At 55.7% G+C, this 26198-nt stretch carries 28 protein-coding genes and 1 tRNA gene; 12 read left to right on the top strand and 17 right to left on the bottom strand.

Annotated elements, in window-relative coordinates; translation table 11 throughout:
• Positions 1 to 187: 187 nt before the first annotated feature.
• The 8 genes from QOL67_RS21330 to QOL67_RS21295 form a co-directional block, all read right to left on the bottom strand.
• On the bottom strand, positions 188 to 1801 hold the full coding sequence (locus tag QOL67_RS21330; protein WP_283428014.1) for a tyrosine-type recombinase/integrase: 1614 nt from the start codon (positions 1799 to 1801) through the stop codon (positions 188 to 190).
• Complete coding sequence (locus QOL67_RS21325) at positions 1798 to 2196, bottom strand: helix-turn-helix transcriptional regulator (RefSeq protein WP_283428013.1); 399 nt, start codon at positions 2194 to 2196, stop codon at positions 1798 to 1800. The genes QOL67_RS21330 and QOL67_RS21325 overlap by 4 nt, the downstream gene beginning before the upstream one ends.
• A 38-nt stretch (positions 2197 to 2234) precedes the next feature.
• Positions 2235 to 2438, bottom strand: a complete 204-nt coding sequence (locus QOL67_RS21320; RefSeq protein WP_283428012.1) for a helix-turn-helix transcriptional regulator — start codon at positions 2436 to 2438, stop codon at positions 2235 to 2237.
• A gap of 101 nt (positions 2439 to 2539) precedes the next feature.
• Complete coding sequence (locus tag QOL67_RS21315; protein ID WP_283428011.1) at positions 2540 to 3628, bottom strand: hypothetical protein; 1089 nt, start codon at positions 3626 to 3628, stop codon at positions 2540 to 2542.
• A gap of 103 nt (positions 3629 to 3731) precedes the next feature.
• Entirely contained in the window at positions 3732 to 4508 is a 777-nt protein-coding gene (locus QOL67_RS21310) for a tyrosine-type recombinase/integrase (RefSeq protein ID WP_283428010.1), read from the bottom strand.
• Positions 4509 to 4525: 17 nt separating this feature from the next.
• A complete protein-coding gene (locus QOL67_RS21305) occupies positions 4526 to 4921 on the bottom strand; it encodes an Arm DNA-binding domain-containing protein (protein ID WP_283428009.1) in 396 nt (131 codons plus the stop codon).
• Positions 4922 to 5085: 164 nt separating this feature from the next.
• Positions 5086 to 5161: transfer RNA gene (locus tag QOL67_RS21300), tRNA-Thr, on the bottom strand.
• 57 nt (positions 5162 to 5218) lie between these two features.
• On the bottom strand, positions 5219 to 6886 hold the full coding sequence (locus QOL67_RS21295) for an ABC transporter permease (protein WP_430458984.1): 1668 nt from the start codon (positions 6884 to 6886) through the stop codon (positions 5219 to 5221).
• 112 nt (positions 6887 to 6998) lie between these two features.
• Between QOL67_RS21295 and QOL67_RS21290 the strand changes: the two genes are divergently transcribed.
• Positions 6999 to 7874 (top strand): hypothetical protein, encoded by an 876-nt coding sequence (locus tag QOL67_RS21290; protein WP_283428008.1) that lies wholly within the window; start codon positions 6999 to 7001, stop codon positions 7872 to 7874.
• A 58-nt stretch (positions 7875 to 7932) separates the two neighbouring features.
• Here QOL67_RS21290 and QOL67_RS21285 read toward each other — a convergent pair whose 3' ends face one another.
• A complete protein-coding gene (locus tag QOL67_RS21285) occupies positions 7933 to 8196 on the bottom strand; it encodes a DUF2312 domain-containing protein (protein ID WP_283428007.1) in 264 nt (87 codons plus the stop codon).
• A gap of 223 nt (positions 8197 to 8419) precedes the next feature.
• On the opposite strand from QOL67_RS21285, the gene QOL67_RS21280 reads away from it, so the two are divergent.
• The gene (locus QOL67_RS21280; RefSeq protein WP_283428006.1) at positions 8420 to 8635 is read left to right on the top strand and encodes a hypothetical protein; all 216 of its coding nucleotides are present in this window, start codon (positions 8420 to 8422) and stop codon (positions 8633 to 8635) included.
• 3 nt (positions 8636 to 8638) lie between these two features.
• Here the strand turns inward: QOL67_RS21280 and QOL67_RS21275 are convergent, their stop codons facing one another.
• The 3 genes from QOL67_RS21275 to QOL67_RS21265 all read right to left on the bottom strand — a co-directional run bounded on the left by QOL67_RS21275 (position 8639) and on the right by QOL67_RS21265 (position 11417).
• The gene (locus tag QOL67_RS21275) at positions 8639 to 10708 is read right to left on the bottom strand and encodes an enoyl-CoA hydratase-related protein (RefSeq protein ID WP_283428005.1); all 2070 of its coding nucleotides are present in this window, start codon (positions 10706 to 10708) and stop codon (positions 8639 to 8641) included.
• A 127-nt stretch (positions 10709 to 10835) separates the two neighbouring features.
• Entirely contained in the window at positions 10836 to 11051 is a 216-nt protein-coding gene (locus QOL67_RS21270; protein WP_283428004.1) for a hypothetical protein, read from the bottom strand.
• A 45-nt stretch (positions 11052 to 11096) separates the two neighbouring features.
• The gene (locus QOL67_RS21265; protein ID WP_283428003.1) at positions 11097 to 11417 is read right to left on the bottom strand and encodes a TraR/DksA family transcriptional regulator; all 321 of its coding nucleotides are present in this window, start codon (positions 11415 to 11417) and stop codon (positions 11097 to 11099) included.
• Between the two features lie 208 nt (positions 11418 to 11625).
• Here QOL67_RS21265 and QOL67_RS21260 point away from each other — a divergent pair, with 208 nt between their 5' ends.
• From QOL67_RS21260 to QOL67_RS21245, 4 genes are read left to right on the top strand one after another with little or no spacing between them, the layout of a single operon-like run.
• On the top strand, positions 11626 to 12489 hold the full coding sequence (locus QOL67_RS21260) for an MBL fold metallo-hydrolase (protein WP_283428002.1): 864 nt from the start codon (positions 11626 to 11628) through the stop codon (positions 12487 to 12489).
• 43 nt (positions 12490 to 12532) lie between these two features.
• Positions 12533 to 12958 (top strand): YeeE/YedE family protein, encoded by a 426-nt coding sequence (locus QOL67_RS21255; protein ID WP_283428016.1) that lies wholly within the window; start codon positions 12533 to 12535, stop codon positions 12956 to 12958.
• 2 nt (positions 12959 to 12960) lie between these two features.
• On the top strand, positions 12961 to 13392 hold the full coding sequence (locus tag QOL67_RS21250) for a DUF6691 family protein (protein WP_283428015.1): 432 nt from the start codon (positions 12961 to 12963) through the stop codon (positions 13390 to 13392).
• A gap of 9 nt (positions 13393 to 13401) precedes the next feature.
• Positions 13402 to 13830 (top strand): protein tyrosine phosphatase family protein, encoded by a 429-nt coding sequence (locus tag QOL67_RS21245; RefSeq protein ID WP_283428001.1) that lies wholly within the window; start codon positions 13402 to 13404, stop codon positions 13828 to 13830.
• 79 nt (positions 13831 to 13909) lie between these two features.
• Here the strand turns inward: QOL67_RS21245 and QOL67_RS21240 are convergent, their stop codons facing one another.
• The 5 genes from QOL67_RS21240 to QOL67_RS21220 all read right to left on the bottom strand — a co-directional run bounded on the left by QOL67_RS21240 (position 13910) and on the right by QOL67_RS21220 (position 20007).
• Positions 13910 to 15199 (bottom strand): hypothetical protein, encoded by a 1290-nt coding sequence (locus QOL67_RS21240; RefSeq protein ID WP_283428000.1) that lies wholly within the window; start codon positions 15197 to 15199, stop codon positions 13910 to 13912.
• 100 nt (positions 15200 to 15299) lie between these two features.
• Positions 15300 to 17990: a sensor histidine kinase gene (locus QOL67_RS21235; protein ID WP_283427999.1), complete on the bottom strand. Its 2691-nt coding sequence runs from the start codon at positions 17988 to 17990 to the stop codon at positions 15300 to 15302.
• A complete protein-coding gene (locus QOL67_RS21230) occupies positions 17990 to 18259 on the bottom strand; it encodes a hypothetical protein (RefSeq protein ID WP_283427998.1) in 270 nt (89 codons plus the stop codon). The genes QOL67_RS21235 and QOL67_RS21230 overlap by 1 nt, the downstream gene beginning before the upstream one ends.
• Positions 18256 to 18624 carry a response regulator transcription factor gene (locus tag QOL67_RS21225; RefSeq protein ID WP_283427997.1) on the bottom strand — a complete coding sequence of 123 codons (369 nt, stop codon included), beginning with the start codon at positions 18622 to 18624 and terminating at the stop codon, positions 18256 to 18258. Before QOL67_RS21225 ends, QOL67_RS21230 begins: the two co-directional genes overlap by 4 nt.
• Before the next feature lie 81 nt (positions 18625 to 18705).
• On the bottom strand, positions 18706 to 20007 hold the full coding sequence (locus QOL67_RS21220; protein WP_283427996.1) for a helix-turn-helix transcriptional regulator: 1302 nt from the start codon (positions 20005 to 20007) through the stop codon (positions 18706 to 18708).
• A 215-nt stretch (positions 20008 to 20222) separates the two neighbouring features.
• Here QOL67_RS21220 and QOL67_RS21215 point away from each other — a divergent pair, with 215 nt between their 5' ends.
• The 6 genes from QOL67_RS21215 to QOL67_RS21190 form a co-directional block, all read left to right on the top strand.
• A complete protein-coding gene (locus QOL67_RS21215) occupies positions 20223 to 21575 on the top strand; it encodes a substrate-binding protein (RefSeq protein ID WP_283427995.1) in 1353 nt (450 codons plus the stop codon).
• Between the two features lie 120 nt (positions 21576 to 21695).
• Positions 21696 to 22718 carry a branched-chain amino acid ABC transporter permease gene (locus tag QOL67_RS21210; protein ID WP_283427994.1) on the top strand — a complete coding sequence of 341 codons (1023 nt, stop codon included), beginning with the start codon at positions 21696 to 21698 and terminating at the stop codon, positions 22716 to 22718.
• Between the two features lie 3 nt (positions 22719 to 22721).
• The gene (locus tag QOL67_RS21205) at positions 22722 to 23921 is read left to right on the top strand and encodes a branched-chain amino acid ABC transporter permease (protein ID WP_283427993.1); all 1200 of its coding nucleotides are present in this window, start codon (positions 22722 to 22724) and stop codon (positions 23919 to 23921) included.
• A gap of 13 nt (positions 23922 to 23934) precedes the next feature.
• Positions 23935 to 24693: an ABC transporter ATP-binding protein gene (locus QOL67_RS21200; RefSeq protein WP_283427992.1), complete on the top strand. Its 759-nt coding sequence runs from the start codon at positions 23935 to 23937 to the stop codon at positions 24691 to 24693.
• A 14-nt stretch (positions 24694 to 24707) separates the two neighbouring features.
• Entirely contained in the window at positions 24708 to 25463 is a 756-nt protein-coding gene (locus tag QOL67_RS21195; RefSeq protein WP_283427991.1) for an ABC transporter ATP-binding protein, read from the top strand.
• 94 nt (positions 25464 to 25557) lie between these two features.
• Positions 25558 to 26198 (top strand): AMP-binding protein (locus QOL67_RS21190; protein WP_283427990.1); only part of this gene is annotated, 641 nt, incomplete at its 3' end.

The raw sequence follows: 26198 nt of genomic DNA, 5'->3' as shown, positions 1-26198 counted from the left end.
TTGCTTAGGTCCCAACACCGTCAATCCCCCTGCATTCACAAGCAAATTGAATCAGTGAAGGACCCTCAAATCAAGAAGAGTTTTTCAACACAATACTCCCTTTGTCGCCTAAACCGCCGCAGAGGCTATCTGCCCGATGATGCAGGCGATAGTAGACAAGATAGTCGCCCCGAGGAGCGGCTATCTGTCATTCGATCACTTCATAATCTCCTCGCGCTTTCTCTCGCTTATCAGCGAGCCTTTGGGCGGCCTGATATTCACGCGTCCCACGCATGAAACGCTTTTCGTGGAAGTCGAGGATCATGTCCTTCTCTTCCTCAGTGAACGCCTCTTCCGAATGCATGACATCGATCAGCGCATCGCATTGTTCTTGGGACATCTTACCATAGTGCCGCTCAGTGATTTGGTCATCGTCATGGCCCAGGTTCATCGACCATGCTTTGCGTTCCTCTTGCGTGCGGCAAATACGAGCGCCAACGGCCTTGAGCGTATGCCTGGCCGAATGTGGTGTGCAGCGCTGACCAATGGCTTCAGAAGCGCGTGTGAAGGCCACCTGCAAAGGCCTACTGCTTTCCAAAGGTTCGACGCTTTGCATGCCACTTGAGGGGTGCTTAAGGTCCTTAGCCGCAGGGAAAACACCGTCTTGCGTTTTGAAGCCAAGCCCTTTCAGTTCTTCCAGCCACGCGATGAACACCTCCTGAAAGCTTTCCGTTCTTGGAAACCAATTCGCGCGATAACTCTTGCCGTTTTTGGCGCGCATGTCGGTGGCGTCCTGCTCAACCGTTCGCTTCTCAAGATCGAGGTGTTTGACGCGAACTGAAGTAAGGGCCCCGGCTCGAAGGCCGCTGACATAAGAAAAGGCGACCATCGCGCGATCCCGACGCTCCACGAGGGTTTTGACAGGCATTGCGTCCACCATCCGCCAAGCGTCTTCAAGCGAGAGATAGGTCTTGGGATCCATGCGAGTGCGCTTAGCCGTCGCACTACGAGGCAACGCGAAATAGTCTGGAATACTTGCGCTCAAACGCCTGTATCCGCTTTGCCCCCGAAGCCACTTGAAGAACTGTGATAGATGCGCTGCCCTATGGCGCACCGTTGATTTGCTAAGACCTCCTTTCTCTTTTGGCATATTCGCAAGCCGCACCAGATGATCACGGTATGCCCCCGCGTGCTTAGGCGTGATTTTGTCGAAAGATATTCCACCCGAAAACATCTCAAATTCCCGGATGCTAACGAGGTGAGATTGCAAAGTTTTGGGATTGTAGCGCCTCGCGTAGGCCTGCCAGTCGTATATGATCCGATCATTGATTGTGACCCAAACGCCCCCTTGAGAGGTGCTTTCCTTCCCAATACGAGCTGGGGTCTCAACCTTCCTTTCGTCTATTCGGTCCAGCCTGGTATTGGTACCGACACAGTCTAATATTTTGTCGCATTCCGTCGCACTAAGTAACTTCATCAGTGAGGCGCCACAGTCGCAACACGTCGCATTTGCAAGCGGTGCGCGACCTTCTTGATTGGTCACAGAAACAGTGTCAGTTTCCGGGAATACAGCGTGGCCGCACCCAAGGCACTTGAACTCGCCATAGCGCAGGTTTGTGCGCGTGCGTTGTTGGCGTTCTTCATGAAAGCCCTTCAGTTCAGCGCCGCGAATCAAATAGGGAATGCTGCCGTCAGATGTTTCCAAGCCCTCCCCAACCCAATTCGACACGGTGTTACTGCTCACGCCGTAAAGCTCCTTAACCCCTTCAACAGAATAGGCCATATTCACGTTTGGGTGCACTTGCTTGTAGGAGCGGGTCATGATTTCCCTTCCTTCTTCGCTCCCTTCTCGCCCCGTGTGGGTTTAACCCCGCTGCGGTTTTCTTTGACGAGGGAGTTTTCAAACTCAACGAGCTCAGAAAGCGGCCAACGCGTGGTCCTTGCCGAAAGCTTGATCGGCTCTGGGAGGCGGTTGGTGTTTTTCCGCCTCCAAACTTCTTGGCGACTAATCCCATACCTATCAGCGACTTCTTGGTCTCTCAGAAACCGTTGCTTATCAGCGGGGAAAGGCATAGTGGTTGAGCATACCAGTTCAGGTTTCCGGGACACGTCTTGAGGCTCAGTGGACACTGGTATCGCGGTTCTCAGCAATTCTGCTTTCGTCGCTTTCGCGTCTTCCAACCATTCAGGTTCTTCAACGCCAAAACGTTCGAACATGTCCAGTGTCTCATTGTCGTCTGATGTATCTCTGCCCATCATTCAGCCCCCTCTTGAAGGAGCGCTCGAATGTCGCCTACGCGCCACGCCGTGTTGCGCGGGCCAAGGCGGATGGGTTGAGGGAAACGCCCACTGCGTACCCCAGCCCACCAAGTGGAACGGGACACCGGCACCGGACCGCCTGGGGCAAGAACTTGTTTTTCACGCAGCAACGCGTCGTTTGGAAGATCGTCGAATTTCATCGAACCCACCTTTGAGAGTTAATAGTGGGTTCGAGGTTGAATTAGTCCGAACTGGTCTTGGGTGGTATCACTTTGTGCATGGTGGTAGCACTTTGGCTTTCTTATTTTTTTGGAAAAATGACCTCCCAAACGCCGGGCTCTATGTGTTTGGTGCTGCTCTCTTGAAGATACTTCCGAACCGTACTTTGGGCTATGGGGTTCCCTAATGCCGTTGCTTTGTCGGCTATTTCCTTGGGTATGGGAGATTTCCCAGCGCGCGGATCGTAAGAATGTCCATCCACGGCTGCAGCGAGCAGAATGATCTCTAAAAACTCGACTCTGCGCGTGAGTGCACCAACTTCATTGTAGTTGGCTCGCTCTCCATGCAGAAGGCGGATGCGCTTTTTTAACTCTTTGATATCTTCAGAGCTGTTGCTTTCAATCCCGGACTGTAGCGCCTGTTCTTCGAAACCGCGTATAGTCTTCTCTTGCTCTACCAGCTGCCGCCGTAAGTTTTCGTTTTCGTCTCCCAGTGTCGCGAGCTGTCGCTGCACGTCATCTTGGGCATCCGTTTTTGTCGCCAGGTTCTCCAGATTTTGCCGCAGTTGCGCATTCTCTTCCAGTAAGGTTGCAAGCTGAGCCTGCTCCATGTGCCCAAAGACTTTGCTTTCCAGCCCCACGGCGCGCCGCCAAGCCTCGGAGACGATATAGCCACATTTGTCCAGCCAGAGCACATAGTCCTTCGGAGCGGCCTTCTCAGAGATATCGCCAGCCTCGACAGCACGCTCTGACGTCCTAAACCGGTCATCCCGCTCTCGGATCGTATCGCCAAACTCAGGCTCCTGCCCCCGCCAGCTATCAGTGGTGAAGGGACCAAAGTTCAGTGAGAGATCTATCGCCTCGCGGGGCGTCCAATAAGGCTTGCGCGCCCATTTGGTGATCAGGCGGCGCTCATGCTGAAGAAAGGCATCTGACAACATCTCGTCGCGCAGTAGGGCGAAGTGCTGGCCATCAAACCCGATAGGCCCTTGAGGTGTGATGGCCATCCACCAATCACTATGGAAAGGAACGCCATTCCTCTCGCCCCACCATAGCCAATCTATTGGTCTCCCTGATCGTATCCCGTCGCCTGTTGTCCTCTCTAGGAGCAAGGCGAGTGGCGCGATGTGATCTTCTGCATCTTCTGCATCTGGCGAAACGCCCAGCGCCAAGAGCAGCGCGAATTGGGTGGTCCAAGAGTTTTGATAGATCCAAGCCTGCATGAGACGTTCGGTGGGTTGTGCCGGGGGGGAGACCGAGGCTTTCATTCAGAAACTAGTCCTTTCGTAGTTTGTCTAATTCGTCTGCCCACCACTGCGACATCTTCACACGCTCATCCCAGTGTTGCCCGCGAGCGTAGGCTCGACGGATCTCATTCTTCTCGACATGTGCAAGGGCGCGTTCAATCGCATCAGGGTGCCAAAGGCCGGATTCGTTGGCCAAGGTGGAGAATACAGCTCTGAACCCATGTGCTGTCATTTCTTCCTTAGTGAACCCCATACGCCGAAGAGCGGCATTTAAGGTATTGTCACTCATTGCCCTTTGAGACGAGCGTACAGAGTGGAATAACAGCGATCCCCAGCCAGTAAGATCTTTCAATTCTAGTAAAATGCCCAGCGCCTGACGGGGAAGAGGTACTGAATGTTCCCGCCGCATCTTGGTGCGCTCTGCGGGGATGGCCCACGTTGCGTTTTCCAGATCGAACTCATGCCATTTGGCAAGCCGCAACTCACCTGGACGCACAGCCGTGATGGCAAGCAATTGTAGCGCGAGCCTGGTTGTCCTTTGCCCATGAAAGTCGTCAATTGCTCGCAGTAGCCCGCCAACCTCTTTGGGATCGGTGATGGCCGCCCGATGGGTGACCTTGTGATGGATCAGCGCGTCCTTAAGCCCGTAGGTTGGATCATTCTCTACTTTGCCCAGCGCGATTGCATAGCGAAACACCGCGCCCGCAGCGGATCGCAGTCGCTTGGCGGTTTCGTGATTGCCCTTCTTTTCCACCTTGCGCAACGGCACGAGAATATCTTGCGCTGTGATTTGGGCTATCGGCATGTGGCCAATGTCTGCCTTTAGCAAACGGTGGAACCATTCTGTTTTATAATCGTTGCCTCGGAGCGGCCTTCCTTACGCTTCTTCTCCAACAGCTCGTCCGCAAGGTTGGAAAAGGTGTCCTTCTGCTCCGCCTCGTCTTTCTGCTTGCGCTCTTTGCGCTGAACAGAGGGATCATCTCCATTCGCAACTTGCATCCGTGCCTCATCCCTGCGCTTGCGGGCCAGTGCCAGGGGCACATCGGGATACTTGCCCAGCGCCAACAACTTTTCTTTGCCGCGCAACCGGTACTTAAAACGCCATAGCTTAGAGCCGTTGGGGTTTATCAGTAGGAACAACCCATCGAAGTCTGATTGTTTGAAGGGTTTGTCCTTGGGTTTGATCGTGCGAATCTTTGCGTCACTCAAAACGGTCATTGGCGGTATCTTCCAAAGTGCTGCAGGGCACGTACCCCCAAGCATACCCCCATACGGGGCGAACTAAGTAATACGTGGCAGGACAACATCAAACAAAAAGAACCGCAAAAACCTGCAAATACAGGCTACTATCGGACTTTATTGGACGCCATGGTAATTGAAGATGGTGCCCCCACACGGACTCGAACCGCGGACCTACTGATTACAAATCAGTTGCTCTACCAGCTGAGCTATAGGGGCACTGGAGCCTGATTTAAGGCCTTCTTTCAGAACCTGCAAGAGGCTTTTTTTACGTTTTTATCGATTTGCGCGAGCCAGCAACCCAACCGCAACCAGGCCCACCAAAACAATCATAATTGCACCGGGACTGGCGTCCGACAAGTTTTCCAGACTGGCCTGTTCATGCACGCGTGTAGCCAACGTATCAAAGTTAAACGGGCGCAATAACATGGTCGCTGGAAGCTCTTTAACACAGTCCACAAAGACCAGAAGCAATGCTGACCCAATCGAAGCCCGCACCAATGGCAGATACACATCACGTAAAACCTGCCCCTTGGTGCGCCCCAAAGATCGAGCCGCCATCGGAAGGCTGGGCGGCACGCGCCCCATAGCACCGTCCGCCGCGCCTTGCGCAATGGCAAAGAATCGCACGCAGTAAGCCAGAATCAGCGCAAAAGAAGACCCGGTCAGCAAAAGCCCCGTTGGCGAGCCTGTGAGCACTTCGATCAAATCAGCCAGTTTATGATCCAACACGGCCAAAGGGATCAGGATCCCCACCGCCAGCACCGCGCCGGGGGCCGCGTACCCAATGGTGGTGATAGGCAACAGCAGCCTCGGCAGACTGCGCCCAGATAGGCGCACGCCGTAGACCATGAACACGCCCGCCGCCACCGTGACAACAGCGGCAATACCACAGACCCGCAAAGTGTTCCAAAGCGCTGTCACCAACGCCGGGTCCCGCCATTGATCCAAACTGCCAGCGGCGTTATGCGCAATCACCGAAAACGGCATCACAAAGCCAATCAGAAACGGCATCACACAGGCCAGCATTGCCAACCAGCCCCAAAATCCCGAGAGCGGCGTGCGTTCAGCGGGACGGTTGCGGTTGCTCAAGCTGAAAAATTGCACCTTACGGCGGCTGATTTTCTCCATTGTCACCAAAAAGATCACCAACATCAGCACCACGCTGGAAATTTGTGCCGCACCGCCAGCGTTGTTGCTTTCCAGCCAGACGCTAAAAATGCCAGTGGTGAGCGTTTGCACCGCAAAATAGTCTACGGTGCCAAAATCATTCACCGTTTCCATCATCACAATGGCTGTGCCCGCCGCAATGGCAGGGCGCGCCATTGGCAAGCCCACGCGCCAAAACCGGGCCACCGGCCCTGCCCCAAGTGAGCGTGCCACCTCTTCGCCTGCGCCGGATTGCTCGCGGAACGCGGCACGAGCAAGAATATAGACATAAGGAAACATCGCCGCTGAGAGCACGAGGATCGCCGCGCCCATTGAGCGGATTTCTGGGAACCAGTAATCTCGGCTGGTTTGCCAGCCAAACAGCTCTCTCAAACCGATTTGCACGGGCCCAGCGTACTCCAAAAAATCAACAAGGGCGTAGGCGCCGACATAGGCGGGAATGGCCAGCGGCAACAACAAAGCCCATTGAATCCAGCGCACACCGGGAAATTGATACCGGGTTACAAGCCAGGCTGTTGTGGCTCCCATTGAAGCGGCCAAAAAGCCCACAGATGCCATCAAAACCAATGTATTGCGCATATAGCGAGGCAAGGTGGTAGACAACAAATGTGGCCAGATGTTTTCAACCGGATGAAAGGCGATCCAGACAACCGCCAAAATTGGGGCCAGCACGGTTACCGCCACTAGCAGAGCTCCAAATGACCATAGATCAAAAGTCAGACGCCTTTTCAGCGCCTTAGCTGTAGAAATTCGATTGGGGGGCGGTGTTGTCACATGTGATTGCACAGGGGATTCCTTTATCGCGCCCTTGTGTTGCCTGAATCTGGTTTTACTGTCCAGAAACGAGGCTATACTTGATCCAGCACAATCCAACAACGAAAAGAACATGCAGATTGTACTTCACGCAGGCGCGCACTTCACTGACGAGGGAAAACTTCTCGGCAGCTTGACTCAGAATCAGGATCTGCTGGCGCAGCATGGCATTGCCTTGCCGCCCCCGTCGTCTTACCGCCGTCAAATCCGCGACACATTAGGACAGATGTCCAGTTCGACCATGGCAACCGATTATAAAGGGGCAATCATGAACGGCATGATTGGCACTGCCCAACCAGACCGGATGATCCTGTCCAACGATAATTTTTTTGGTGTGCCGCGCCGCGCCATCCGCCACAACTGTTTGTTTCCGTCCGCCGGTGACCGTTTGCGCGGCGTGTCGGAGTTGTTTTATGGCGAGGAATTGGAAATCTTCATGGCGATCCGCAACCCCGCGACGTTTGTCCCGGCGCTGGTGACCGCCTCGCCAAATCACGCAATTGAGGAGGTCACAGACAATTGCGACCCTCTGGCGCTGCGCTGGTCCGAGTTGATCCTACGTATTTGCGACGCGGTTCCACATATGCCTGTCACGGTATGGTGCAACGAGGACACCCCGATCATTTGGGAAGAAATCATGCGGGACATGGCGGGGTTTGATCCGGCTACGGAGGTGGCAGGCGGCACCGACTTGTTGCGCACAATCATGAGCGAAGAAGGCATGGCGCGACTGGAGGCCTTTTTGGCAGATCACCCAGGAACGACTGAAATTCAAAAGCGGCGCATCTATGCAGCTTTCCTGGACAAATTTGGTATCGAAGACGAGATCGAAGAAGAACTAGACCTACCCGGTTGGACCACCGCCATGGTGGACCAGATGACACAATCTTATGACGAAGATGTCTACCGCATTGAGCGCATTCCCGGCGTGACTGTCTTAACCCCCTGACCAAAACAAAAGCGGCCCCCAACCGGGAGCCGCCTCACAATCCTTACACGCGGATGTCTTAAGACATGCCAAGCGCGGATTTATACATGTCAATCATCGCTTCTTGCTCGGCAATATCGTTAGGGTCTTGCTTGCGCTCGCGGATTATTGTGCGGATCGCCTTCACGTCAAAGCCGCGGCCTTTCATTTCGGCAAAGACCTCTTTGATCTGCTCAGCCACTTCGCTTTTCTCAAGTTCCAAACGCTCGACGCGCTCGATGAACTGCTTCAGTTCCTGACCGGTGACGCCGAATTGCGCGTCCGAAGATGTACCTTCGCTCATGTCTGACCTCTTGTTGTGCCAATTTTTCGCGCCGCCGTGGCGCCAATGTCAAAGCAGGTATAGACCGTAAAGAGCGGCGCCATGCAAGGCCCGCAAAGCCATTTCCTGTGATCTGTGCCAAATGCCGCGTGCGGCCTGCCTTGCACGCTGCGCCACAATCCGATAGCTGCCAAACATTAATTGGGCGCGCGAGGGATTGCGCCTGCAATAGAGGAAGTCCGCGATGCAATGGATGATTTGGGTGGGTGCCCTTCTGTCGGTGGTTGGCTTGGTCGGGCTGGTTCTGTCCATCGTGAAAGTTGCCAAAGCGCGCCGCGCGGGCCTATCTGACGAGGAGCTGCGTGTAGCAGTTCAAAAAGTCGTGCCTCTGAACATGGGCGCGCTGTTTCTATCGGTCATCGGCTTGATGGTGGTGATGGTTGGAATTTCCTTGTCCTAATCCCTATCCGTTTAATGCGCCAAATCCACGTCCGTTTTTGATCAACGTGTCAAACAACGGCTCCGGCTTCCAAAACCCATCGCCATGCTCCGCCATTTGGCGCAAATGGTTGCGGATCGGGACCAGACCATAGTCATCACTCGCCTGCATCGGCCCGCCTCGCCAGCGCGGGAAGCCAAATCCGTTGATCATCGTCACATCAATGTCAGACGGTTTCGCAGCCACGCCCATACGCAACAACCGCGTCCCCGCATTGGCCATCGCCGCAAGGCAAGTTGTTTCGATGTCCCCGTCTCGCACGCCTACATTTGCGACTGGCTTAGGGTCTTCTTCGATTGCAGCCTGCAAAATGCGTAGTGCATCTGCATCTGCTGCACCAAAGGGGTGATCCTGTGAATAATGGTACCAGCCGCGCTGTGCCCTGCGGCCTTCGCGCCCCATGCGGTACAACACTGTGCTGGTCCCTGCTTGTGCCGTTCGCAGTCCTGGCGCATTAAGTCCCAAAGCGTCAGCAATCTGAAACGGCCCCAGCATGAAGCCCCAGCTGTGCATCACCCGGTCAATCTCATAAGGATCAGCTCCAAGCCGCAGCAAGTCTTCGGCTGCGCGAACACAGGCGCCAAGCACGTTTTGCCCAATCAACCCACTGTAGGTTTTGGTGCGCACCGGGAGAAAACCAAGCGTACTCAAAACTGTAAACAACGTCGCAACCGCCTCAGGTCCCGTGCTTTTACCCACCGCCACTTCCGCACCGGATGTGCGCAGATGTAGGTTTGGCACGTAGACCCCCACGACATCTTGCGGGCTGCCCGTTGCCTGCGCCACCGGCCCAATCTGTGCTGCGGCGTCATGCACGGCAAGCACCGCACCCTCTTTTATGATACCGTCCAGCTGTGCCGCGATCTGACGCGAAATCTCGCGCCCCTGCCCCACGGCCTCAATCACCAAATCAACACGGGACAGCGCCACAAAGTCCGCATCCGACCTCAGTCTGACCAGCATATCTCGTGATGCCGTGTCTTCCATACGGCCACTTGTGACCATACGTTGCACCGCCGCCTCAATCCGCCGCTGCGCCAGCGCCAAAGCGGCTGGCACCGGTGCAGTGAGCACCACTGACAGCCCATGCTGTAGGGCGGCCAAGGCCAGATCAGCCCCAACGCGATCCGCACCAACTACCACGCCCAGCGTTTTTACCGGACGCGCTTCGGCTTGATGCAGCTCTGGCAACCGGGCCGACCGCCGTTCCGCCAGCGCCACATGACGTAATGCGCGGCTTTGATCCGATGTCACCAGTTCATCAAACCGTTCGCGCTCAAACTCCAACCCAACCTCAAACGGCAACAACGGTGCGGCACGCACGGCTTCAATAATTGCGAGGGCCGCATCCTGCCCACGCGCCTCAATACGTTTTTCCCACTTGGCAACGCCCGCCTGAAACGCCTGAAAATCAGCAATTCCACCCGTTGCTTCAGACGTCGGGCGCGCCGGCTTGTATTTCGCAATGCAGGTCAGCGCAAAAATAATGGCCGCTTCGCGCAGATCCTTCTCCGCAATCTCATCCACCATGCCCGCAACGGCCTCATCAGTGACCGGCATCATCACACCGGACAACAGAATATTCAGCGCCGTATCCGCCCCCAACAGGCGCGGCGCTCGCTGTGTGCCACCCGCGCCCGGCATCACGCCAAGCGCCACTTCTGGCATCGCCACCTGAGAACTGCTCAGTGCGACCCGGTAATGGCAGGCCCAGGCCAATTCCAATCCGCCGCCCATGACCGCCCCGGACAACCCCGCCACAACCGGTTTTCCCGCGGCTTCAATTGCAGAGCAAAGTTCGGACAAATTGGGATGTGCAATGGCGTTGCCAAGTTCTGAATAGTCACGCCCGGCAGAAAACTCTGACCCGGCCCCCAAAAGGACAATGGCCCCAACCATCTTGTCATCAAGCGCTGCTTGCAGCGCATCAAAAACCGCCGCTCGCAACTCCGCGGTCAGCGCATTTGTCGGAGGATGGTTCATGGATAGAACCGCAACCCCGCCTTCAACCGTATATTCAAGCAACTGCGTCATGCATCAACCCTGACTAACCTTGGCGCAAGCCATTGTGTTTTCAGAGTTTACCCGCCCGGCTCTATCGCGCAAGTCCAGTTATCCACAGGTACGCGCAGGTCGGCACATGTGTCACACTGGCTTTGGATCACACCGGCATGTTGTCAAAACTGTCTTCGATCTCCTGATCCAACAGGTCAAGATCCAACCGGCGCAACCGGGAGGGCACGCGACCACCGCTTTGCTCAATATTCACCAAGGTGCGGTGCAGTTGTTGATGCAATTCATAGCGGTCCATTTCCTCCGCTTTGTGAATTTTGATCTCCAGCGCTTCCGCGCGACTCAACAGGTGTTCGACAGTCATGTGACGTCCTCCCAAACGCAAATTACCAAAATTGACACGCCGCCCCTAGCCCGCGGCGCAGGCACTACACAATGGGGCGTCCGGCACCACCTCAAGGCGAGCTGCGGCAATTTCCTCGCCACACTTTACACAGCAACCAAACTCACCTCCACGCATCCGCGCCAAGGCGGCCTGAATCCGGCGGATTTCCTCTTGTCCACTTGTTCCAAGCCCTTCGAGAACTTCGTCGCCTTCATGTTCCACCGCCGCATCTTCCCAATCTTTGGAGTGCGGCGCCTCCAGTTCTGCCTCAATGACGTGCAGACGTTTATCCAGCTCTGCCAATCGTTTGAGTAAGGCACCTTTGTACTTGCTGTAGTCTGTCATCGTGGTCTCCTTTACATGCTCTTTCGCGCAGAGGCCTAGTTTCAAAACCCGCACGTAACTTGACATAAGTCCCAAACATGCGCCTTGATTCACATCAATCGCTGCCTGAGAACGCGCCGCGACGCACACAGAAACATCGCATTGCAACCCAGCACCTTGCAACACATGCGGACTTTCATATATGTTTTCGACAAACAGAGGAATCGCCATGACCCCCGACGTAACTGCCTTTTTTGACAATGCGACGAACACCATCTCTTTTGTTGTGAAAGATCCGGAGGGTACGTCCTGCGCCATCATCGACAGTGTACTGGACTTTGACTACAGCTCCGGTCGCACTGACACCAAATCCGCTGACGAGATCATTGCCCACGTTCAGGAGAAAAACCTGAAGGTGGAGTGGATTTTGGAAAGCCACGTCCATGCAGATCACCTCTCCGCCGCGCCTTATCTGCAGGAAAAGATCGGCGGTAAAATTGGCATCGGCAAAAACATCACCATCGTGCAGGACACCTTCGGCAAGGTCTTCAACGAAGGCACTGAGTTCCAACGCGACGGCAGCCAATTCGACAAGCTCTTTGAAGAAGGTGACAGTTTCATGATTGGCCAGCTGCGCGGCGACGTGCTGCACACGCCGGGCCACACCCCCGCCTGCATGACCTATGTGATTGGCGACGCCGCCTTTGTCGGTGACACGCTGTTTATGCCGGACTTTGGCACCGCCCGCTGTGATTTCCCCGGTGGATCTTCCGAGACGCTCTATCAATCAATCCAGAAAATCCTCACCCTGCCGGAAGACACGCGCATTTTTGTCGGCCACGACTACAAGGCACCAGGCCGCGACGAATACGCCTGGGAAACCACAGTGAGTGAGCAAAAAGCCAACAACGTGCATATCGGCGCCGGTGCGGACCAAGACAGCTTTATCGAGATGCGCGACACCCGCGACGCCACATTGGCCATGCCCAAACTGATCATCCCGTCGTTGCAAGTGAACATGCGCGCCGGGCAAATGCCGGAGCCGGATGAAGACGGTGATGTCTTCCTCAAGGTTCCTGTAGATAAACTTTGATCCTTAAAGCGCGAACATCAAAGGAAAAATCATGTTAAACGCAATACCTACCGACTGGCTCTTCGGGCTGGGTGGCGGCCTGCTTATTGGCCTTGGCGGCGCCGTGTTCCTCTTGGGCAACGGCCGTGTCATGGGCGCCAGCGGCATCATTGGCGGTCTGGTGGACGGTTCCGGCAAAAGCAATTTGGTCGAACGCCTCGCCTTTCTCGCCGGTGTCTTTTTGGTGCCAGTGCTGCTTTACCCTATGTTTTCTGAGGTCAACACACACGCCACCACCAACATCGCTGTACTGATTGCCGCAGGTCTTTGTGTGGGCGTTGGCACCCGCCTCGCCAACGGTTGCACCTCCGGCCACGGCGTTTGCGGCATCTCCCGCTTGTCCCTGCGTGGCATGGTTGCCACAGTGTTCTACATCATGGCAGGTGGCCTCACCGTGGTCCTCTTCCGTCACATTCTTGGAGTGATCTGATGATGCGTAGTCTTCTCGCCCTGCTTTCAGGCGGCCTGTTTGGCGCCGGCTTGTTTATCTCCGGCATGACCGACACTTCCAAGGTGCAAGGCTGGCTGGATGTCTTTGGCAACTGGGACCCAACGCTGGCTTTTGTGATGGGCGGCGCGATCGTCCCAATGGCGATTGCTTGGCTGTTCACCACCGGCCGCAAGCCGATTGTGGGTGGCGAGTTCCCGGCACCACCTGAACCAAAGCTCGGTCGCAACCTTGTACTCGGCTCGGTATTGTTCGGCGCGGGATGGGGCCTTGCCGGTCTCTGCCCTGGCCCAGCCGTGGCGTCGCTCAGCTACGGCGGCTGGCCCCATTGGGTGTTCTTCGCGGCGATGCTCACTGGTATGGCCTTAGCCCCTATGGCACGTGCGCAACTAGACAGCGCCATTCCTGCCGAGTAAGAAATCGCCATGGATATTCGCCAGATCACCGACCGCTTCTTTGCCGCGCCTCAGATTGACGCCGCAGATTTTGCCGCCCTTGCCGAAGCAGGCTTTGGGCTTGTTATTAACAACCGCCCCGACTCCGAGGTTGGCCCGGATCAGCATTCCGAGACCATGCGGGCGGCCGCCGAAGCCGTTGGGCTGCAATTTGTGGTCAACCCGCTGACCATGGAAACAATGACCCCGGATCGTCAAGCCATGCAACGCGACAGCACAGCAGGTTGCGAAGGCAAAGTTCTGGCATACTGCCGCTCCGGCACTCGATCGACCATCTGCTGGGCTCTGTCTCAGGCCAAAGAGATGGAGGTGGCCGACATCGTGAATGCAGCTGCCAATGGCGGATATGACGTTTCCGGGCTGGTGCCACATTTGGAAGCGATCAAGTCCGAAGTCTAAATATCTGACGAAAAACAAAAAGCCCCGCTCTTCCGGCGGGGCTTTTTTGTGTCTGCTCGTTGTGACTGCTCGAGTGATCTTACGTGCCTGTCAGGTCCAGATCGGCCAGCGCCGCCGGATCGCCTATGTCGTCGTTGCCCAATTGGATTAGTTCATCCAAGTCGTCCAACCCGCCGAAGTCTTCCATACCATTGTCCGCATCCAGACCAACGCCCATCTCGCCCATTGGCTCTAGGTCAGGCAGGCCACCGCCACCCAAATCCGGTAGGTCGCCACCAAAGTCCGGCAAGTCGCCACCGTCCAGAGCAGGCATTTCGGCCATACCCGGTAGATCGCCGCCAATATCATCCATGCCGCCCATCGCAGGCATGTCCATTCCAGGCATATCCATCGACGGCATATCCATCGCAGGCATCTCAGGTGCATCCATGTCAGGCATGCCCATATCCGGCATGTCAGGAACGGTTAGGTCAGTTGAGGCTGAGGTGGCTGCGGCCGCTCCAACCAATCCGGGCACGCACACGGCCCGCATGCCATTGAGCTGCCCAATACGCACCTCGGCAATCGCTTCACCTGTCGGTGCTTCGAGCTTCGCATTCTGCATGGACCCTTCCGGCAATGCGAGCGTATCGCCAATCTGAAGCCCCTGAATCTGCGCTATTGGCAGGCTGATTTTGCCAACCACAGCGTTCAGCAACGTGGTTGCCTCTTTCACACCGTTTTGAAATTTTTCTGCGTCGGTTTCTGTCGCGTCATCCGGCTCATCCAACAGCACTTGCACGTCCGGAAACAGCAGAGCCATCGTGCCGGATTTCTTGCCACGCTCCAGTTTCACATCAAGCACAAACATATGATAGTCTTGCGCGGTCATCGCCAGCGACAGGGTGCGCGTGTCCAACATCATCGCGCCAAATTTGTAGTGTTGCAGCCAATACGGCGCCTCACCTTCTTCACCCAACATCCGGACGTAGCGCATCAACGCATCTTCCAGAAACGGCGTGATCAGCGCGGCATCCACTTTGGTGGGCACGCGTTCAACCACCGGCTTGGGGATCACTTGACCCAGCGTCTGAAACTCAACCAAGCCGGCCAAAACCTGCATATCCACAGCCAACGCACCTGGCTCGCCATTCTGCCCTTCGAGCAAAACCAACAGGGATTCGTTGTCCAATGTCACTTCAAGCGCACGGTGCGGCAGCTTTACGTGGCGCACATCGGTTACATCCAGTGCCAGATCCATACCTTTCTCAGCCGCCAAAGCGAGCCCAAGGCGCAAGGCCTTGTTTGGGGACATCGCACGTGCCTGATGCTCGGTCCGCCCATCCGCTGCTTTACGTCTTAGAATAGAGGTGGCTTGAGTTTCACTCATATCCGGATCTGCCCTGTTTGTGGCTCCTTGCAGGACAGATGTGCCGCAATAAGGTTAATAGAGCCTCTACATGCCCCTCAAAAACCGTGTGAAATTGTACCTATTGTGCGGCCATTGCCACCTGCTCCGGTAAGGTCACCCGAAACGCCGCTCCACCCTGCCCCGGCAAGTACTCAACCGAGCCCTCAAGGCGGGTCATGATCTCGCGACAAATCGCCAGACCCAGACCCGCGCCTTTGACCTTCTGCACACCGGTGCGAGAGAACTTTTCAAAGATCACAGCCTGTTCAGTTTTGGGAATACCGCTGCCATTGTCGATGAAATCCACCACCAAAGCCGCATTGGCCCGCCCAACATCAATGCGCAATTTTGGTGTCGTCGAATCGCAATATTTCTGGGCATTTCCAATCAGATTGATGAACACTTGGCTCAAACGGTCCAAATCTGTGTTCAACATCAGGTCTTCTTGCTGATTGTCGCGCACCACTTGCATCTTGTCCGCGCCTGCACCGGTCAAGGCGCTGGCCACTGCGTGATCCAAAATACCTTTAAGCGAGCCGCTCTGCATGTTTAGATTCACCCGACCGCTTTCAAGAACACTCAAGTCCAGCAAGTCATCCAATAGCCGCGTCAGCCGCAGCGCTTCGTCATGGATGATCGAGCTGTACTTTGTCTTTTCAGTTTCGGTTAGACGATCACTGTCGCGCAGGATCTCCGAGAATGCCCGGATGGACGTCATTGGCGTACGTAACTCATGGCTCACTTGACTGAGGAAACTGTCTTTTTGCTCCGAAATCAGGGTCAGCTTTTCGTTCGCTTGCCGCAATTGCCGCGCCGTTCGTGCCTGCTCCTCGGATTTGGCCTCCAGTTTGCTGGAATACTCCATCATTTGCGCGGTTTCATCCGCCACCGCCATCAGGTCTTCCACAGATACCGAAGCCCCGCCAACAATCTGACCGATCATCGCATGCGCCGTGGCCGCGCCCACAGAGCCCGCCAATTCACGCTCCAGCCGCTGCAAAAAGTCGGGTGACGGCTCCGGCAACAGGCCGCTCATGCCTTGGCGCTTTGCCTCACGCTCAAACAAGTTCTGTGCCTCTCGCGCCCCAATGATACGCTGCGCCATCACCATCAGGTCTTCGGTTTGCGCCAAGCTACCGCCCCAACTTTGAGGCGTGGAACTGTGCTCGAATACATTCACAAACTGCGCGCCTTGTAGCCGCTCCAAAGGCGACGGAAAGCCAACAAGAGAAGCGATAAAGAAGCTCATTGTATTCAAAAGGATAGACCAAAAAATCGCATGCACGAGTGGATCCATCCCTGAGATGCCAAAAAACGCCTGTGGCCGCAGCCATCCAAGCCCCAAAGGTCCGTTCTCCAACATGGTTTGCGACACCAAAGAGCCCGCGCCAAAGCTCGGCAAAAGCAACGTATACGCCCAGATCACAAATCCCACGGACAGCCCCACAAACGCCCCCGTACGGGTCGCTCCCCGCCAGAAAATCCCGCCAACCAATACAGGCAGGAATTGCGCCACCCCGGCAAAGGAAACCAGGCCAATCGAGGCCAGCGCCGTGCCACCTCCCGACAAGCGGAAATAGAGGTAGCCAAGAAACACAACCGCTGCGATGGATATCCGGCGCGACAACAGTACAACGTGGCGCACATCCCCGGATACTGAAGCGCCGCCGCTCTGAGTGCTGAGCCAAATCGGCATCACAATATGGTTGGACACCATCGTCGACAACGCCAGCGCCGCGACAATCACCATCGATGTTGCACTGGAAAAGCCGCCAAGAAAGCTCAACATCGCCAGCGCGTCATTTCCGGTTGCCAGTGGCACGGTCAAAACAAAGAAGTCAGGGTTGCTGCCCGCCGGCAGGAGGTCCAGACCCACCACCGCAATGGGCACCACAAACAGGCTCATCACCATTAGGTAGGCCGGAAACGCCCAACTCGCGGTCCGCAAGTGGTCTTCATCTTCATTCTCGACCACCATGACCTGGAACATGCGCGGAAGGCACAAAAACGCCGCGCCGGACAGAAAAATCAAAGTGCCCCAGCGATCGCCACGCATTTGCCACTGACCGATCTCGCTGGCGTCAATACGGGCAAGCGTGTCCCCCACGCCGCCAGCCAACCCCCAAACCACAAAAATGCCAACCGCTGTCAGCGCCAGTAGTTTGACAATCGCCTCAACCGCCACAGCCATCACAACACCATGGTGACGCTCGTTCACATCAAGGTTTCGTGTGCCAAAAATAATGGTGAAAAGTGCCAGGCCCGCCGCCACCAAAAGCGCGTTACTCCCTTGTGCGGAATCCGTTAACTCCGCCCCGTAAGCACTTGAAAAAACATCAAAACTAACAGTCACAGATTGCAATTGTAGAGCGATATACGGCGTGGTTCCAATCACCGCCAGTACCGTGACGCCCACAGCCAAAAGGTTTGATTTTCCGTAACGAGACGAGATCAGATCAGCAATCGACGTGATGCGCTGACTGCGCCCAATGCGCACCAGTTTGCGCAGCAACCACCACCAGCCAATCATCACCAACGATGGGCCGATGTAGATGGTGAGGTATTCAAGCCCCGAGCGTGCCGCGTAGCCAACCGCCCCATAAAACGTCCAGGCCGTGCAATAGATGGACAATGACAGTGTGTAAATTATCGGGCTACGCAGCCACGCGCCTTTGCCTTCGAGCGCTGCGCGCTCCGCAGCAAAGGCCACCAAGAACAGAAACGCGACGTAGATCAAACACACGCCAACCAGGATATTAAGCGTACCCATTAGCGTTCGCGCTCCGTCTCCTCCGCATCGCTGCGTTTGAGGTTACGCGCCAACCAGCCGCCCCCAACGACAAGCAACAACCAAACACTAAAGATGTAAATAATTGCGTCAGAGGTCATCACCACATCTGCCGCGTCTGATTGCCGCCACAACAGCGGCACCCCCCAAAGCACAGCCCCGATCACGGGCAGGGTACGGATTGTGTCGATCAACCGCCGGCGGCGATAACTCTGCCGCTCCAAAAACGGAATGGTGTGTTTGGCGTTCACCCGGCCACCAGCTCACGTACCGCATCCAACACCTCAGCATTAGAAAACGGTTTGGTCATAAACCGGCTTGCACCAGCGCGCTCCGCCATTTCGCGGTCTTTGACTTGGCCTTTTGCGGTTAACATCAACACTGGCAAGCCATGCGTGGCATCCTCACTGCGCAGCTCACGCAGGATGTCATACCCGGTCTTGCCAGGCAGCATCACATCCAGAATGACCAGATCGGGCATCGCTTTTTGCACCACACCAACAGCGTCATGACCATTGGAATGGGTCGCAACGGACCAACCGTCACGAGACAAAATGAAGCTGATTGCTTCGATGATATTGGGCTCATCTTCGATGACCAGCACGTTTTTGCCCATGCAGTCTGCCCTCCCCGAAAGTCCACAAGCGGTGCGCCATTCTTAGCGAACGCCCACAAAAAGAAAAGATATTTTCCAACGTTACCCGACATCCGCCAACAATGACGGCTCACGACGCCCTTCACATTTTTCCAGCGGGCACACCCGACAAGAGGACCCAACCTCCGCTTCTGCCGGCCCTGCTGCTTCCAGGGGGACAATCAACATAAAGCTGTGATAGAGCGGCGCAACATTGACTTGAATTGTGCCAATTGGCTCGCTCACCGCGTAGCAATCAAACCTCTTTGCCTCACGCCCTGTCATGGTAACGGTCTGACGCAAGGCCTGCATCGGACGCGACAAAGCTTGAAACAGCGGCCACTTTGGGCAGGCGCCGGAGAACCGTGGAATGGCAAAACCTTCCACTGACTTGCGCAACATCAACGTTCCTGAGGCGTCACACATCACCAACCCCATCGGCATGGACAACATAATATCCGATACCGCAGCAAGCCGGCGCATCACAGCGCTCAGCGGCACGCCGTAATCCGTTGCAATCTGCGCCGGATCCACATTTCCTGCCTTCACTTGTCGCTCCAGCATATCCAGCGAGAGCAGCCGCGCGTCCGCCCGCAACTGGCGCACCACAGCCATCGCCATGTCCCGCGCTGCATCCGACGTCAGCTGGGCTTGATTACTCACAAAAGTTGACAACTCGTCCGGTGTCGCATTCACAAGATTATCAAACCGAAACTTGTGCGCCTCCAGCATTCCCTCCACCTCTTCCAGTGGCAATGTCATACCTGCAGAGGCATCTCCCGCGTCATCCAGATAGGCCACCAGTTGCTCCGCGCCTTCTGCGAGTCGTTGGCTGTCCTCATTCAAATTGCGGTGAAACCGGTTGCGCCATTCCGGCTCAATCTCTTTTGTATCTACCAAAATTCCCGCGGTGGACCGGATCGCGGTGACCATGGTCAACATCTCATGCACAGATGTGGCCAAATGCGGGTCATGGGTCAGCCGATCAGTCAAGGTCGCCGCTGTATGCTCCAGGCTACGCAGACGTTTGTGTTGCTCAGAAATCAAAGCAGCCCACCCTGGGAAACGTCCGGCAAATTCATCGCCCCGCTCCAACTCAACGGCCACGGCCTCCGCCTCAGCCGCCGCCACACGCAACGCTGACAAAAGCGCGGCTTCTGCACCTTCGCTCAACAGAGACGGCTCAACATTCAGGGCCTGGGCGATGTCATTCAGCAGTTTCCCACCGATTCTGCGCCGGTTGTGCTCGATCAAGTTGAGATAACTGCCGGAGATCCCAACAAGCCGCGCAAGTTCAGCTTGGCGTAGGCCCGCCATCACGCGGCGCTCCCGAATTCGACTGCCTGCAAGGGTTTGCTGGACCATTGGCTTTTCCCCCAGATTCAATATTTTGCTGCGCTGCAATAAAATTTCTTTACACGATGCTGCAGGGCAATGCGAATTACTTTACAAATAAATTGTGTCTTTGAAAGCAGTTGTTGCGAAATTTTCGGTCGCGGCTCGATAATGGCTTTGCACGAATAGTGCCTGTGGGGCGGGAAGAGGAGCCCAATCCACAAATGACATAACGGGAGGATTACATGTCCAAAAGCAACTTTACACGTCGCGGCGTATTGAAAACCGGTGCCGTCGCTGGCGCTGGTCTGGCGCTGCCGACCATCTTCACAGCTCAAAGCGGCCACGCGTTTACAAACGACCCAACCGGCGGTTCTGTAACTCTGGGCTTCAACGTGCCACAGACAGGTCCTTACGCGGACGAGGGTGCCGATGAGCTGCGCGCTTATCAGCTGGCTGTTGAGCACCTGAACGGCGAAGGCGACAGCGGCATGCTGAACACCTTCACGTCCAAAGAACTGCAAGGCAACGGCATCCTCGGCAAGAAAGTCGAATATGTCACTGGCGACACGCAGACAAAATCTGACGCTGCGCGTGCATCGGCCAAGTCGATGATCGAAAAAGACGGCGCCATCATGATCACCGGCGGCTCCTCCTCCGGTGTGGCAATTGCTGTTCAAGGTCTGTGTCAGGAAGCTGGCGTGATCTTTATGGCAGGTCTGACCCACTCCAACGACACAACCGGTAAAGACCGCAAGGCCAACGGTTTCCGTCACTTCTTCAACGGCTACATGTCGGGTGCCGCTCTGGCGCCAGTTCTGAAGAACATCTACGGCGACGATCGTAAAGCGTATCACCTGACCGCTGACTACACCTGGGGCTGGACCCAGCAGGAGTCCATCGCGGCTGCAACCGAGGCACTTGGCTGGGAAACCGTCAACAACGTGCTGACACCGCTGGCCTCCACTGACTTCAGCTCCTACATCGCTCCGGTTCTGAACTCCGGCGCCGATGTTCTGGTTCTGAACCACTACGGCGGCAACATGGTGAACTCGCTGACCAACGCGGTTCAGTTTGGTTTGCGCGAAAAAGTTGTGAACGGCAAAGACTTCGAAATTGTTGTTCCACTGTACTCTCGCCTGATGGCGAAAGGTGCGGGCGCCAACGTTAAAGGCATCCACGGTTCCACCAACTGGCACTGGTCCCTGCAGGATGAAGGTTCCAAAGCCTTCGTAAAATCCTTCGGTACCAAGTATGGCTTCCCGCCATCCCAGGCAGCACACACCTGCTACGTTCAGACCCTGCTTTATGCGGATGCTGTGACCCGTGCCGGTTCGTTTGCGCCTTGTGCTGTGGCAGAAGCTCTGGAAGGCTTTGAGTTTGATGGGCTGGGCAACGGCAAGACGCTGTATCGTGCCGAAGACCACCAGTGCTTCAAAGATGTTCTGGTTGTGCGCGGTAAAGAAAACCCAACATCCGAGTTCGACCTTTTGGAAGTTGTGGAAGTTACCCCGGCGGCACAGGTTACCTACGCCCCCGATCACGCAATGTTTGGCGGCGCAGATGCGTCCCTGGGCGAGTGCAACAACGGCGCGTAAGCGCTTTACCTTTGCTGGCCGCGCCTCTGCGCGGCCAGTTCCTCCCTTTCCCAGCCGTGAGAAGACGCACCAATTGCGCACTCCGCTGAGGAAAGCCACAAACATGAATTGGTGGGGACGATGGACGGATTAATCCTGCAAATCCTGAATGGCCTAGACAAGGGCTCCGCCTATGCGCTGATTGCGCTGGGACTTACTTTGATTTTTGGCACATTGGGTGTCGTAAACTTCGCTCATGGGGCGTTGTTTATGATCGGCGCCTTCTGTGCTGTCACAATCTCCAAGATATTGAATATCAGCTATGAGGTTGTTGACCCAAACCAGACAGACTTTCTCGGCAATCCGCTGAAAGTCAAAACACCCTATGTCGAAAGTTGGTTTGGCCCCGAAATGGGCACCTCCATCATCGACTGGTCGGTGCCGCTGGCCATTTTGCTGACCATCCCTGTGATGATGTTGATTGGTTTGATCATGGAACGTGGTCTGATCAAACATTTCTATAGCCGCGAACATGCGGATCAGATCCTGGTGACCTTTGGTCTCGCCATTGTTCTGCAGGAAATCATCAAATACTACTTTGGCGCCAACCCGATCCAGACCCCTCCACCTGAAGCGCTGCAAGGTGTGGCCAACGTCGGTGCCGCGTTTGGCATGGACTTGCCCTACCCAATCTGGCGCATTGTCTATTTCTGCTTCTCACTTGGCATTATCGGCGCAGTCTTTGCCTTCCTGCAGTTCACCACCTTTGGGATGGTTGTGCGCGCAGGCATGGCAGACCGCGAAACCGTTGGCCTTTTGGGTATCAACATCGACCGTCGCTTCACCATTATGTTTGCCATTGCAGCTGCAGTCGCGGGCTTGGCGGGCGTGATGTACGCGCCAATCAACCCACCCAACTACCACATGGGCATGGACTTCCTTGTTCTCAGCTTTGTGGTTGTGGTTGTGGGCGGTATGGGCTCTCTGCCCGGCGCCGTGCTCGCAGGCTTTATGCTTGGCATTCTGGAGAGCTTCGCCTCCACCACCTGGGCCACAACCACCCTGCCCGGTATCAACCAAATCATCATCTACCTTGTCGCGATCATCGTACTTCTGACCCGTCCGCGCGGTCTGATGGGACGCAAAGGCGTGATGGAGGAATAAGACATGCTTGGATTGAATAACAAAGACACCAAACTCCTGATCGCTGTTGCGGTGCTGACATTGCTCGCGCCCTTCATCCTCAACCCCTTCCCGGCCGACAGCGCCATGGCACAGTTCAACGCCGGTTATCCGGACCTGATGCAGCGCTTCGTCATCTTTGGCATCTTTGCCATCGGGTTTAACATTCTCTTTGGCCTCACTGGCTATCTGTCCTTTGGTCACGCGGCCTTTTTGGGCATAGGCTCTTATGCGGCTGTGTGGATCTTCAAACTCTTCACGTATAATGTGGTCCCCGCAATTGCATTGGCCGTGATCATGGCAGGCCTGTTCTCTGTTGTGATCGGCTATGTGAGCTTGCGCCGCTCCGGCATCTACTTCTCGATCCTGACACTGGCGTTTGCGCAGATGTCCTTCGCGTTGGCCTATTCGGTGCTCTCCAACCCGAAGTTCAACCTAACCAATGGGGAAACTGGCCTTCAGGTCTATTCGGGCGATCTTCAGATGTTCCACCGGGATAGCCTTCCGGATCTGCCACACCTCTTTGGATTGTCGATGCGCTCGACATACAATCTGGATCTTGGCGCCTGGAGCTTCAGCTTCAACGCAGGCTACTACCTCTGTGCGATTGTGTTGATGCTGGTCTTCTATCTCTCGATCCGCATTTTCCGCTCTCCTTTTGGCCTGATGTTGCGTGCCATCAAGTCCAACCAGACCCGTATGTCTTACACAGGCCTCAATCCACGGCCTCACACGTTGGCAGCCTTTGTAATCTCTGGCATGTACGCTGGTCTGGCTGGTGGTCTGATGGCTGCAATGGACCCACTTGCAGGTGCGGAGCGCATGCAGTGGACGGCATCTGGTGAGGTGGTTCTAATGACCATCCTCGGCGGCACCGGCACCCTTATTGGTCCGGTTCTGGGTGCAGGCTTCATCAAATACTTTGAGAACATCTTTTCCAAGATCAACGACTCGATCTTGCACGAATGGTTCGCCTTCCTGCCCGATGGCCTTGAGAATTTCATGGTCTTCATCGTGCACCCCTTCATCGGTAAAGGCTGGCACCTGACACTGGGCATCTTGTTCATGTTGGTTGTGATCTTCCTGCCTGGTGGTCTTGTCGAAGGTGGTCAACGCATTGGCAAATGGATCAAGAACCGCGGCAAAGCCAAAGACTCTGGCGCCACAACCGAACCCGCAGAATAAGGAGACAAGAGACATGGGAATTCTCGAAGTCAAAGACGTAGGTAAGCGGTTCGGCGGCCTCCAGGCCCTCGGTGACGTGAACCTCTCCGTCAAAGAAAACACCGTACATGCAATCATCGGCCCCAACGGGGCCGGGAAATCCACCCTCCTGAACTGCCTTGTGGGCAAGCTTATCCCTGACACGGGCTCCGTCATGTTTGACGGCCAATCGGTTCTGGGTCGCAGCCCCCACGAAATCAACCAAATGGGCATTTCCCGCGTCTTCCAAACCCCGGAGATCTTTGGCGATCTCTCGGTCATGGAAAACATGATGATCCCCTGCTTTGCCAAACGGGACGGTTCTTTCCGCATGCGCGCCATCGAAAATACGATGCGCGAAAAAGACGTCGTGGAAAAAGCAGAAGCGATGCTGGTGGACATGAATATGGCCGACAAGCGTCACATGAATGCAGCGTCTATGTCGCGCGGGGACAAACGTCGCTTGGAAATCGGCATGTGTCTGGCGCAAGAGCCGCGCCTGCTGCTGCTGGATGAGCCAACCGCCGGTATGGCGCGGGCGGACACCAACAACACCATCGATCTTCTCAAGCAGATCAGTGATGAGCGCGACATCACCATCGCGATTATTGAACACGATATGCATGTGGTGTTCTCTCTGGCACAGCGCATCACCGTGCTGGCGCAGGGCACGCCGCTGGTCGAAGACAATCCTGAAAACATCAAAGGTCACCCGAAAGTGCGCGAAGCGTACCTCGGCGAGACTGCTGCATAAGGAAAACAGGACAGATGAACGTCAAACCCGACTTTTCCAAAGGTCACAATCTGGCCGAAACCGCCCCCGCCTACCTCTCCATCTGGAATATGGAGAGCTACTACGGCGAGAGCTACATCGTGCAAAACATCAGCTTCAACGTGCACGAAGGTGAAATCCTTGCGCTCTTGGGCCGCAATGGGGCGGGCAAGACCTCCACGTTGCGTTCCATCGCACGGATGAATGATCCTCAAGTCACCAAAGGTGAAATCTGGCTCGACCACCAGGCGCTCCACTTGATGAAAAGCCACGAGGCCGCGCAGGCCGGCATTGGCCTGGTGCCAGAAGATCGCTCGATCATTCCTGGCCTGACGGTGGAAGAGAACATTCAACTGGCTCAAATTGCCCCGCCCATCGGCTGGTCGATTGACCGCCTTTATGAGCTCTTCCCGCGTCTTGGCGAACGTCGCAAGCAAGAGGGTGTGACTCTCTCTGGTGGGGAACAGCAAATGCTGGCCATTGCCCGCGCGCTCAGCCGTGACATCAAAGTCCTGCTGCTGGATGAGCCTTACGAAGGTCTCGCGCCAGTGATTGTGGACGAGATTGAAAAAACGCTGCGCATCATCAAAGAGCAAGGCATCACCACCGTGATCGTGGAACAGAACGCCGTACGCGCACTGGAACTGGCGGATCGCGCGGTGATCCTGGACACCGGCTCAGTTGTCTTTGACGGCTCTGCCAACGAGGTGCTCGAAAACGAAGAGCTGCGTGCCGAATATCTGGCAATCTGACGCCAACAAGTCGGGGTTGCGCCAAAAGTCGAGTTGACCTCGCGGCGCAGCCCCCTAACCTCGCCCCCAAAGAATTCCCATTCGAGGTCCAAACATGTCTGACACCACATTCCCCCCATCCAAAGAACTGGCGGAAAACGCCCTGATCTCCGCCGCCACATACGATGAGATGTATGCGGCCTCTATGTCTGATCCTGAGGCGTTTTGGCGCGAGCATGGCCAGCGTGTGGATTGGATCAAGCCGTACACCAAGGTGAAAAACACCTCCTTTGCGCCGGGCAATGTGGATATCAAATGGTTTGAGGACGGCACGCTCAATGTGGCCGCCAATTGTATCGACCGCCATCTGGAAACCCGGGGCAATCAGGCCGCGATCATCTTTGAACCGGATGATCCCAACGAGCCGGCGCAGTCAATCACCTATGCCGATCTGCACCGCCGCGTTTGCCGCTTTGCCAATGTGCTCGAAGAGATGGGCGTGCGCAAAGGCGACCGTGTTGTTATCTACCTGCCAATGATCCCCGAGGCGGCTTATGCGATGCTGGCCTGTGCCCGCATCGGCGCAATCCATTCGATTGTGTTTGCCGGCTTCTCTCCGGATGCTTTGGCTGCACGGATCAACGGCTGTGACGCCAAAGTTGTGATCACTGCGGACTCTGCCCCACGTGGCGGCCGCAAAACTGCACTCAAGTCCAACACTGATGCCGCGCTTTTGCACACCAAAGACACCGTGAA

Origin of the sequence: Shimia sagamensis (assembly GCF_900182745.1) — a bacterium.
Lineage (GTDB): Bacteria > Pseudomonadota > Alphaproteobacteria > Rhodobacterales > Rhodobacteraceae > Shimia > Shimia sagamensis.
This window is presented reverse-complemented; position numbering and strand designations above follow the sequence as displayed.

What these genes read in the sequence shown, in the direction of transcription:
- QOL67_RS21330 (WP_283428014.1), bottom strand. Translation starts at nt 1,801, where the DNA reads ATGACCCGCTCCTACAAGCAAGTGCACCCAAACGTGAATATGGCCTAT.
- QOL67_RS21325 (WP_283428013.1), bottom strand. Translation starts at nt 2,196, where the DNA reads ATGTTCGAACGTTTTGGCGTTGAAGAACCTGAATGGTTGGAAGACGCG.
- QOL67_RS21320 (WP_283428012.1), bottom strand. Translation starts at nt 2,438, where the DNA reads ATGAAATTCGACGATCTTCCAAACGACGCGTTGCTGCGTGAAAAACAA.
- QOL67_RS21310 (WP_283428010.1), bottom strand. Translation starts at nt 4,508, where the DNA reads ATGCCGATAGCCCAAATCACAGCGCAAGATATTCTCGTGCCGTTGCGC.
- QOL67_RS21305 (WP_283428009.1), bottom strand. Translation starts at nt 4,921, where the DNA reads ATGACCGTTTTGAGTGACGCAAAGATTCGCACGATCAAACCCAAGGAC.
- QOL67_RS21290 (WP_283428008.1), top strand. Translation starts at nt 6,999, where the DNA reads ATGCAGATTGTACTTCACGCAGGCGCGCACTTCACTGACGAGGGAAAA.
- QOL67_RS21285 (WP_283428007.1), bottom strand. Translation starts at nt 8,196, where the DNA reads ATGAGCGAAGGTACATCTTCGGACGCGCAATTCGGCGTCACCGGTCAG.
- QOL67_RS21280 (WP_283428006.1), top strand. Translation starts at nt 8,420, where the DNA reads ATGCAATGGATGATTTGGGTGGGTGCCCTTCTGTCGGTGGTTGGCTTG.
- QOL67_RS21275 (WP_283428005.1), bottom strand. Translation starts at nt 10,708, where the DNA reads ATGACGCAGTTGCTTGAATATACGGTTGAAGGCGGGGTTGCGGTTCTA.
- QOL67_RS21270 (WP_283428004.1), bottom strand. Translation starts at nt 11,051, where the DNA reads ATGACTGTCGAACACCTGTTGAGTCGCGCGGAAGCGCTGGAGATCAAA.
- QOL67_RS21265 (WP_283428003.1), bottom strand. Translation starts at nt 11,417, where the DNA reads ATGACAGACTACAGCAAGTACAAAGGTGCCTTACTCAAACGATTGGCA.
- QOL67_RS21260 (WP_283428002.1), top strand. Translation starts at nt 11,626, where the DNA reads ATGACCCCCGACGTAACTGCCTTTTTTGACAATGCGACGAACACCATC.
- QOL67_RS21250 (WP_283428015.1), top strand. Translation starts at nt 12,961, where the DNA reads ATGCGTAGTCTTCTCGCCCTGCTTTCAGGCGGCCTGTTTGGCGCCGGC.
- QOL67_RS21245 (WP_283428001.1), top strand. Translation starts at nt 13,402, where the DNA reads ATGGATATTCGCCAGATCACCGACCGCTTCTTTGCCGCGCCTCAGATT.
- QOL67_RS21240 (WP_283428000.1), bottom strand. Translation starts at nt 15,199, where the DNA reads ATGAGTGAAACTCAAGCCACCTCTATTCTAAGACGTAAAGCAGCGGAT.
- QOL67_RS21235 (WP_283427999.1), bottom strand. Translation starts at nt 17,990, where the DNA reads ATGGGTACGCTTAATATCCTGGTTGGCGTGTGTTTGATCTACGTCGCG.
- QOL67_RS21225 (WP_283427997.1), bottom strand. Translation starts at nt 18,624, where the DNA reads ATGGGCAAAAACGTGCTGGTCATCGAAGATGAGCCCAATATCATCGAA.
- QOL67_RS21220 (WP_283427996.1), bottom strand. Translation starts at nt 20,007, where the DNA reads ATGGTCCAGCAAACCCTTGCAGGCAGTCGAATTCGGGAGCGCCGCGTG.
- QOL67_RS21215 (WP_283427995.1), top strand. Translation starts at nt 20,223, where the DNA reads ATGTCCAAAAGCAACTTTACACGTCGCGGCGTATTGAAAACCGGTGCC.
- QOL67_RS21210 (WP_283427994.1), top strand. Translation starts at nt 21,696, where the DNA reads ATGGACGGATTAATCCTGCAAATCCTGAATGGCCTAGACAAGGGCTCC.
- QOL67_RS21205 (WP_283427993.1), top strand. Translation starts at nt 22,722, where the DNA reads ATGCTTGGATTGAATAACAAAGACACCAAACTCCTGATCGCTGTTGCG.
- QOL67_RS21200 (WP_283427992.1), top strand. Translation starts at nt 23,935, where the DNA reads ATGGGAATTCTCGAAGTCAAAGACGTAGGTAAGCGGTTCGGCGGCCTC.
- QOL67_RS21195 (WP_283427991.1), top strand. Translation starts at nt 24,708, where the DNA reads ATGAACGTCAAACCCGACTTTTCCAAAGGTCACAATCTGGCCGAAACC.